The 3,116-nt window shown below is 71.9% G+C and carries 3 protein-coding genes; 1 reads left to right on the forward strand and 2 read right to left on the reverse strand.

What is annotated here, in order from left to right:
• Positions 1 to 53: 53 nt before the first annotated feature.
• Entirely contained in the window at positions 54 to 680 is a 627-nt protein-coding gene (locus ACOV8S_RS00015; RefSeq protein ID WP_448315082.1) for a hypothetical protein, read from the reverse strand.
• A 93-nt stretch (positions 681 to 773) separates the two neighbouring features.
• Positions 774 to 2,228, reverse strand: a complete 1,455-nt coding sequence (gene ahcY, locus ACOV8S_RS00020) for an adenosylhomocysteinase (protein WP_448315084.1) — start codon at positions 2,226 to 2,228, stop codon at positions 774 to 776.
• A 308-nt stretch (positions 2,229 to 2,536) separates the two neighbouring features.
• On the opposite strand from ahcY, the gene lepB reads away from it, so the two are divergent.
• The coding region (gene lepB / locus ACOV8S_RS00025) for a signal peptidase I (protein WP_448315086.1) at positions 2,537 to 3,116 on the forward strand (580 nt) is incomplete at its 3' end.

Genomic DNA, 3,116 nt, shown 5'->3' on the forward strand with positions numbered 1-3,116 from the left:
GAGCAGGACCGTGCCGGCGGAGGCTTCGCGCCGCCCGCCTGAGCTCCGCGCGCCTACGCACCGCCGTCGGTGAACACCGACGGCGGTGACTGCAGGTCGTCGAGCTCCACGCCGGGTGCGGACAGGACGACGTCCCCCGCGAGGTGCACGGTGTGCTGCTCACCCGTGTCGAGGTCGGTGACCCGGTACTCGTCCACGACCAGCGGCCCGGTGTCGGTGGTGTGCGTGTCCCGGCCGACGAGGGCCCAGGTCCGGTCGACGGTCAGCGGCGCGAGGACCGGGTCGGTGAACGCGACGAGACGGACGCGGACCGGGCCGTCGGACGACTCCGGGCGCAGCAGGCGGGCGGTGGCGACCAGGAAGGCCGGGGAGCCGCCGGTGAAGGCGTGCGCGCGGACGTTGCCCTCCGTGGCGTGGGTCCCCGTCGGGTCGGTGCGCACCCAGGTGACGCCCTCGAGGGCGGCGCCGCGCACCTGCCAGCCGCCGGCGTGGAGCTCCACGCGCAGCGGGCGGCCGAGGGCGTCGAGGGTGATGTCGGCCGACCCCCGGTGATCCCCCTCCGGGGTGAGCAGCTGGGAGACGTAGCGCCAGCCGGACGGGCCGGGGGCGCACTGGAAGTGCTCCTGGCCGAGCGGGGCGCCGTCGTACGGGTCGTGGAGCAGGTAGCGGCCGGTGGGCATCGGGTGTCCTGGGTCCTCGGGGTGCCGGACGGGGGCAGGCCCCCGCCGCGAGGGCGAGGGCCTGCCGGGAGGTGCCGTGCTGCGGACCGCCGCTCAGTAGCGGTAGTGGTCCGACTTGAACGGGCCGTCGACCTCGACGCCGATGTAGGCGGCCTGCTCGGGGCGGAGCTTGGTGAGCTTGACGCCGAGCGCGGCGAGGTGGAGGGCGGCGACCTTCTCGTCGAGGTGCTTGGGCAGCACGTAGACGCCGATCGGGTACGCGTCGGGCTTGGTGAAGAGCTCGATCTGGGCCAGGGTCTGGTCCGCGAACGAGTTGGACATGACGAACGACGGGTGGCCGGTCGCGTTGCCCAGGTTCAGCAGGCGGCCCTCGGACAGCACGATGATCTTCTTGCCGTCGGGGAAGGCCCAGGTGTGGACCTGCGGCTTGATCTCGTCCTTGACGATGCCGGGGATCTTGGCCAGGCCGGCCATGTCGATCTCGTTGTCGAAGTGGCCGATGTTGCCGACGATGGCCTGGTGCTTCATCTTGGCCATGTCGGCGGCCATGATGATGTCCTTGTTGCCGGTCGTGGTGATGAAGATGTCCGCCGTCTCGACGACCTCGTCGAGCGTGGTGACCTGGTAGCCGTCCATCGCCGCCTGCAGCGCGCAGATCGGGTCGATCTCGGTGACGATCACACGGGCGCCCTGGCCGCGCAGCGACTCCGCGCAGCCCTTGCCGACGTCGCCGTAGCCGCAGACCACGGCGGTCTTGCCGCCGATCAGGGTGTCGGTGGCGCGGTTGATGCCGTCGATCAGGGAGTGGCGGCAGCCGTACTTGTTGTCGAACTTCGACTTGGTCACCGCGTCGTTGACGTTGATCGCCGGGAAGAGCAGCACGCCGTCGCGCTGCATCTCGTAGAGGCGGTGCACGCCGGTGGTGGTCTCCTCGGTGACGCCGCGGATCTCCGACGCCAGGTGGGTCCACTTCTGGGAGCCCTCGCCGATCGTGCGGTGCAGCAGGCGGAGGATCTCGAGGTGCTCCTCGGACTCCGCGGTCTCCAGGGCGGGGACCTCGCCGGCCTTCTCGTACTCGACGCCCTTGTGGACCAGGAGGGTGGCGTCACCGCCGTCGTCGAGGATCATGTTCGGGCCGCCGGTGGGGCTGTCCGGCCAGGTCAGCGCCTGCTCGGTGCACCACCAGTACTCCTCCAGCGTCTCGCCCTTCCAGGCGAAGACGGGGACGCCCTGCGGGTCGTCCGGAGTGCCGTTCGGGCCGACGGCGATGGCGGCGGCCGCGTGGTCCTGGGTGGAGAAGATGTTGCAGGAGGCCCAGCGGACCTGCGCGCCGAGGGAGACCAGGGTCTCGATCAGGACGGCGGTCTGGACCGTCATGTGCAGGGAGCCGGTGACGCGGGCGCCGGCCAGCGGCTGCGCCGCGGCGTACTCCTCGCGGATCGCCATCAGGCCGGGCATCTCGTGCTCGGCGAGAGTGATCTCCTTGCGGCCGAACTCGGCCAGGGAGAGGTCGGCGACCTTGAAGTCCTGTCGGTTGTCGACAGTCATGAAGTGCTGCTCCTCGCGGATAGCGGGTGTGTGGGTAGAGGTCGGGTACGGCTGGTCTGCGCGACGGCGTCCGGGGGCACCACACCACGGTGCCCCGTCGGCACAGGAGTGCCCACGCGCGCGCAGCGCAGTCCGTCGGAGGCCCTCTCTCCCTCGGCCGGCCCGTCGCTCACCGCGTGGTACCGCCCGACCGCCATCAGCAGCGACGTCTGGCTCCGTCCCAAGCTACACCGGCCGCCCCGCCGCGCCCCAGTCCGGGACGGTCCGGCTAGCCTCGTCGGGCCCAAACGGGCCTGGGGAAGGGGCAGATGATGAACAGAGCGGCACGGCTGGTGACGGCGGGCGTGGCGGCGGGAGTGGTGGGCATCGCGGTGGCGGGGTTCTGCCTGCTGCGGGTGCTCACGGGGTACAGCACGGCGACGTTCAACTCGGACAGCATGCGTCCGACCTTCGAACCGGGGGACCGGATCTTCTTCGAGCGGCTCGACGACGCGGACGCGGGCGAGGGGCTGCGCCGTGGCGACGTGGTGCTGTTCAAGGCGCCGGAGCGGTACGGCGACGTGCTGGTGGTGCAGCGGGTCGTGGCGACCGGCGGGGAGCGGGTCGCCGCGGCCTCGGAAGGGCGGACCGACGAGGTGTCGGTCGACGGACGCCCGCTCGACGAGCCCTACCTGCCCTCGCCGCTCTGGAGCAGCGGGCCGTCCTACGAGGTGACGGTGCCGGAGGGGCGGCTGTTCCTGCTGGGCGACAACCGGGGCAACTCCCGTGACTCGCGCTTCTTCCTCGACGACCGGGGCGGGACCGTCGCGGCGGACGCGGTGGTGGGGCGGGTGGTGCCGGCGTCGGCGCTGCGGTGGCTGCTGGTCGGCGCGGTGGCGGGGTTCGTGG

Source organism: Streptomyces sp. CO7, assembly GCF_053474865.1.

Coding starts and splice junctions, on each gene's coding strand:
- ACOV8S_RS00015 (WP_448315082.1), bottom strand. CDS start 680: ATGCCCACCGGCCGCTACCTGCTCCACGACCCGTACGACGGCGCCCCG.
- ahcY (WP_448315084.1), bottom strand. CDS start 2,228: ATGACTGTCGACAACCGACAGGACTTCAAGGTCGCCGACCTCTCCCTG.